6 protein-coding genes are annotated in these 4,196 nt (G+C 64.7%); 5 read left to right on the top strand and 1 reads right to left on the bottom strand.

Annotation, left to right across the window (positions count from 1 at the left end):
* From ACSLE4_RS04950 to ACSLE4_RS04930, 5 genes are all read left to right on the top strand, one after another.
* The coding region (locus ACSLE4_RS04950; RefSeq protein WP_435903367.1) for an ABC transporter permease subunit at positions 1-839 on the top strand (839 nt) is incomplete at its 5' end.
* A complete protein-coding gene (locus tag ACSLE4_RS04945; RefSeq protein ID WP_435903366.1) occupies positions 836-1,681 on the top strand; it encodes an ABC transporter ATP-binding protein in 846 nt (281 codons plus the stop codon). The genes ACSLE4_RS04950 and ACSLE4_RS04945, both read left to right, overlap by 4 nt.
* Positions 1,678-2,430 (top strand): ABC transporter ATP-binding protein, encoded by a 753-nt coding sequence (locus ACSLE4_RS04940; RefSeq protein WP_435903365.1) that lies wholly within the window; start codon positions 1,678-1,680, stop codon positions 2,428-2,430. The genes ACSLE4_RS04945 and ACSLE4_RS04940 overlap by 4 nt, the downstream gene beginning before the upstream one ends.
* A complete protein-coding gene (locus tag ACSLE4_RS04935) occupies positions 2,427-2,783 on the top strand; it encodes a DUF6867 family protein (RefSeq protein WP_435903364.1) in 357 nt (118 codons plus the stop codon). Before ACSLE4_RS04940 ends, ACSLE4_RS04935 begins: the two co-directional genes overlap by 4 nt.
* Before the next feature lie 38 nt (positions 2,784-2,821).
* The gene (locus ACSLE4_RS04930; RefSeq protein ID WP_435903363.1) at positions 2,822-3,961 is read left to right on the top strand and encodes a branched-chain amino acid ABC transporter substrate-binding protein; all 1,140 of its coding nucleotides are present in this window, start codon (positions 2,822-2,824) and stop codon (positions 3,959-3,961) included.
* A gap of 1 nt (position 3,962) precedes the next feature.
* Here ACSLE4_RS04930 and ACSLE4_RS04925 read toward each other — a convergent pair.
* Positions 3,963-4,196 (bottom strand): hypothetical protein (locus tag ACSLE4_RS04925; protein ID WP_435903362.1); only part of this gene is annotated, 234 nt, incomplete at its 5' end.

Genomic DNA, 4,196 nt, shown 5'->3' with positions numbered 1-4,196 from the left:
CGTTCTGGATCTGCCTGCCGCTTGCCGGCATCCTGGCGGCTTTCTGGGGGATCATTCTCGGCTTTCCGGTCTTGCGTTTGCGCGGCGACTACCTTGCCATCGTCACGCTGGCCTTCGGCGAGATCATCCGCATCGTGCTGCTCAATTGGACCGAGGTCACCAACGGGCCGAACGGCATCTCCGGCATCCCCAAGCCCACCTTTTTCGGCTTGCCCTTCTCGCCCTTCGCCGAGGGCGCGACGTTCAGCAGCTTCTTCGGCCTGAAATACGACGCGCTACACGGCATCATCTTTCTCTACTACGTGATCCTGGCGCTCGCCTTCCTGACCAATCTCGTGACGTTGCGGATGCGGCGGCTGCCCATCGGGCGCGCTTGGGAGGCCATGCGCGAGGACGAGATCGCCTGCCGTTCGCTCGGCATCAACACTACCATCTCCAAGCTCACCGCCTTTGCCACCGGCGCTCTGTTCGGCGGGCTCGCCGGCGCGTTCTTCGCCACGCGGCAAGGCTTCTTCAGCCCGGAGAGCTTCACCTTCATCGAGTCCGCCATCATCCTCGCCATCGTCGTGCTCGGCGGCATGGGCAGCCAATTGGGTGTCGTCATTGCCGCGGTGGTCATGGTCGGCGGCTTCGAGGCGCTCAGACATACGGAAGGCTTGCAAAGCTTCTTCGGGGCGGGCTTCGACCCGGCGCTCTACCGGATGTTGCTGTTCGGCGCCGCCATGGTGGGCATCATGGTGTGGCGACCGCGCGGGCTCATCGCCTCTCGCGCGCCCACTATCGCGCTTCGCGACACGCGCGAAATCTCCGGAGACCTCGTGGGACAGGGCCGCGCATGAGACCGTGGGACAAAGACCCCGTGCTCAGGGTGGAGCACCTGACCATGCGCTTCGGCGGTCTCGTCGCCATCGACGATCTGTCCTTTGCCGTGGGGCGTGAGGACATCACCGCGCTGATCGGCCCGAACGGCGCCGGCAAGACCACCGTGTTCAACTGCCTCACCGGGTTCTACAAGCCGACCGAAGGCAGGATCACGCTGACGCCAGCGCACGGCGCGCCCTACTATCTTGAGCAGCTCGACGATCACGAGATCAATGCGCGCGCCCGCGTTGCCCGCACCTTTCAGAACATCCGCCTGTTCCCGGGCATGACCGTGTTGGAGAACCTGATGGTGGCTCAGCACAACGTGCTGGCGCGTGCCTCGGGCTTCACCATCGGCGCCATCCTCGGTCTCGTGAATTTCGGCCGCGCGGAAAAGCAAGCCGTCGATCTCGCCCGCTACTGGCTCGATCAAGTCGATCTTACGGCCCGCGCCGACGAAGCGGCGGGAGACCTCTCTTACGGCGATCAACGGCGGCTCGAAATCGCGCGCGCCATGTGCACGCGGCCGCTGCTTCTGTGTCTCGATGAGCCGGCCGCCGGGCTTAATGCGCGGGAAAGCGACCGGCTCAACGAACTGCTCTACGCCATCCGCGAGAAGGAGAAGATCGCCATCTTCCTCATCGAGCACGACATGAGCGTGGTCATGCGCATCTCCGACCACATCATCGTGCTCGACTACGGCAAGAAGATCGCCGACGGCACGCCGCAAGAGATCCGCGACGATCCCCACGTGATCGCCGCTTATCTCGGCGTGGCCGACGAGGAGGTCGAAGAGGTAAAGTCCGAGGTGCGGCCATGAGCACCGAGGCGCTTCTTTCGCTCGACAGCGTCACCGCCTGCTACGGGCGCCTGCCCGTGCTGCATGACGTGAACCTCGACATCAAGCCCGGCGAGATCGTGGCGCTGATCGGGGCAAACGGCGCCGGCAAGACGACGACGATGATGACGATCTGCGGCCGGCCTCGCGCCAGCCAAGGCCGCATCGTCTTCGACGGTGAGGACATCAGCCGCCTCCCGACCCACGACATCGCGCGGCTGGGGATCGCGCAATCGCCGGAGGGCCGGCGCATCTTCCCACGCATGACGGTGATGGAAAATCTTCAAATGGGCGCCATCATCGCCGGCGACCCGGACGGCTTCGAGCGCGACCTGGAGCATGTGCATACGCTATTCCCGGTGCTGAAAGAGCGCGCCGATCAGCGCGGCGGCACGCTGTCGGGCGGCGAGCAACAGATGCTCGCCATCGCACGCGCGCTGATGGGACAGCCCAAGCTGCTGCTGCTCGACGAGCCGTCGCTGGGGCTCGCGCCGCTTGTCGTCAAACAAATCTTCGCGGCGATCGAAGAGCTGAACAAAGAAGGGCTCACCGTCTTTCTAGTGGAGCAGAACGCCTATCACACGCTGAAGCTCGCCGACCGCGGTTATGTCATGGTCAATGGACGCATCACCATGTCGGGCACCGGCGCGGAGCTCCTCGAACGGAAAGAAGTGCGCGCCGCGTATCTCGAAGGCGACACCGCCGTGCTGAAGGAGACGAACGGAGCATGAGCGCGCTGACCCCCTGGCTCACCGACGACGGCTTGCGCGTGTTCCTCGTGCTCACGGTGATCATCGGCGGCGCGGCGGCGTTCCTTGCCGGCCGCGGGCTAGCGCGCGCCTGGAAGCCGCTCTGGCGCGTGTTCTTCTACATGGCGCTGCTCAGCGCCGCGGTCCGTTTCTTCAACTATGCCCTGTTCGACGGCGCGCTGCTGTCGCCCTACTACTATCTCGTCACCTACGCGGTGTTGGTTGCCGCCGCCTTACTGGGCTTCCGCATGATGCGGACGACGCAGATGGTGACGCTATATCGCTGGCTCTACGCGCGCACCAGCCCGCTGACGTGGCGCGCGCGGGACGCCTGAGCTAGTCTGAGGCCGCCGAGGCTTTGAAGGAGATGGGAATGATGCGTTTGGCAGGGCTGATCGCCGCGCTTACGGCAAACCTCGCGCTCGCCGCCTGCGACGGCGCGGACGACCCTAACGTCACCAAGATCGCCGTAGCCGGACCCGTCACCGGGCAATACGCCTCTTTCGGCACCCAGATGACCAATGGCGCCGAGCAAGCGGTCGCCGACATCAATGCCGCCGGCGGAGTGCTCGGCAAGCAACTCGATCTCGGGGTCGGGGACGACGCTTGCGACCCGAAACAGGCCGTGGCGGTGGCCAATCATTTGGCCGGCCAGGGCGTGGCGCTGATCGCCGGGCATTTCTGCTCGGGCTCGTCCATCCCCGCCTCGAACGTCTATGCCGAGAGCAATGCGGTGATGATCTCGCCCGCCTCGACCAACCCGGCGCTCACCGACAACCGGGCCGGCCCCAACATCTACCGCGTGTGCGGCCGCGACGATAAGCAAGGCAGCATCGCCGGCGCATATCTCGCCAAGCATTTCGGCGACAAGAACATCGCGATCATCGACGACAAGACCGCCTACGGCAAAGGCCTGGCCGACGAAGTGAAGAAGACATTGAACGCCGCCGGCGTGCAGGAGGTGCTGAACGAGTCCTACACGGCCGGGGAGAAGGACTATTCGGCGCTGGTGTCGAAGCTCAAGCAGGCGGATGTCGATGCGCTGTTTGTTGGCGGCTATCACACCGAAGCCGGCCTGATCCTGCGCCAGATGCGCGACCAGGGCATGGACACCGTGCTGATGGGCGGGGACGCGCTCGTCACGCAGGAATATTGGTCGATCACAGGCCCCGCGGGCGAAGGCACGCTGATGACCTTCTCGCCGGACCCGCGCAAAAACCCCGCCGCGGCCGACGTGGTCGCGCGGCTGAAGGAGAAGGGCATCGAGCCCGAGGGCTACGTGCTCTACACCTACGCCGCGATCCAGGCCTGGAAGGAGGCCGCGGAGAAGGCCGGCACCACCGACACTGCGGCCGTGGTCAAGGAACTCAACGCAGGCGAGTTCGACACCGTGATCGGAAAATTCCGCTTCGACGACAAGGGCGATCCGAGCCTGCCGCCCTATGCGGTCTATCGCTGGGCCGATGGGAATTATGAGCAGATCGAGGACGGGGCGCCCTCGCCCGCTGGCTGATCTAGCTCTTCTTGGCGGCGGCGTCCTCGGCCTTGAACTGGGCCTCGAGGTCTTTCTCGAACTTCACCAGGTCTTCCGGCACCGGCATGCCGAACGCGCGCATTTCGTTCAGCCTCTCGCGAATCTGCAAATAAAGCTCGTGGCGATCCTCGGGCTGGTTCTCCATCTGGTTGATGAGCAGCGCGAGTTCGGCCTTGAGATCCTCGAATGCCATGACGGGGGTGCCTCCTTTTGA

Source organism: Methyloceanibacter sp., from assembly GCF_051306395.1.
In the GTDB taxonomy this organism is placed as follows: Bacteria; Pseudomonadota; Alphaproteobacteria; order Rhizobiales; family Methyloligellaceae; genus Methyloceanibacter.
This window is presented reverse-complemented; position numbering and strand designations above follow the sequence as displayed.

Excerpts from the sequence above, each read along its gene's own strand:
- ACSLE4_RS04930 (WP_435903363.1), top strand. The coding sequence starts at position 2,822 with ATGATGCGTTTGGCAGGGCTGATCGCCGCGCTTACGGCAAACCTCGCG.
- ACSLE4_RS04935 (WP_435903364.1), top strand. The coding sequence starts at position 2,427 with ATGAGCGCGCTGACCCCCTGGCTCACCGACGACGGCTTGCGCGTGTTC.
- ACSLE4_RS04945 (WP_435903366.1), top strand. The coding sequence starts at position 836 with ATGAGACCGTGGGACAAAGACCCCGTGCTCAGGGTGGAGCACCTGACC.
- ACSLE4_RS04940 (WP_435903365.1), top strand. The coding sequence starts at position 1,678 with ATGAGCACCGAGGCGCTTCTTTCGCTCGACAGCGTCACCGCCTGCTAC.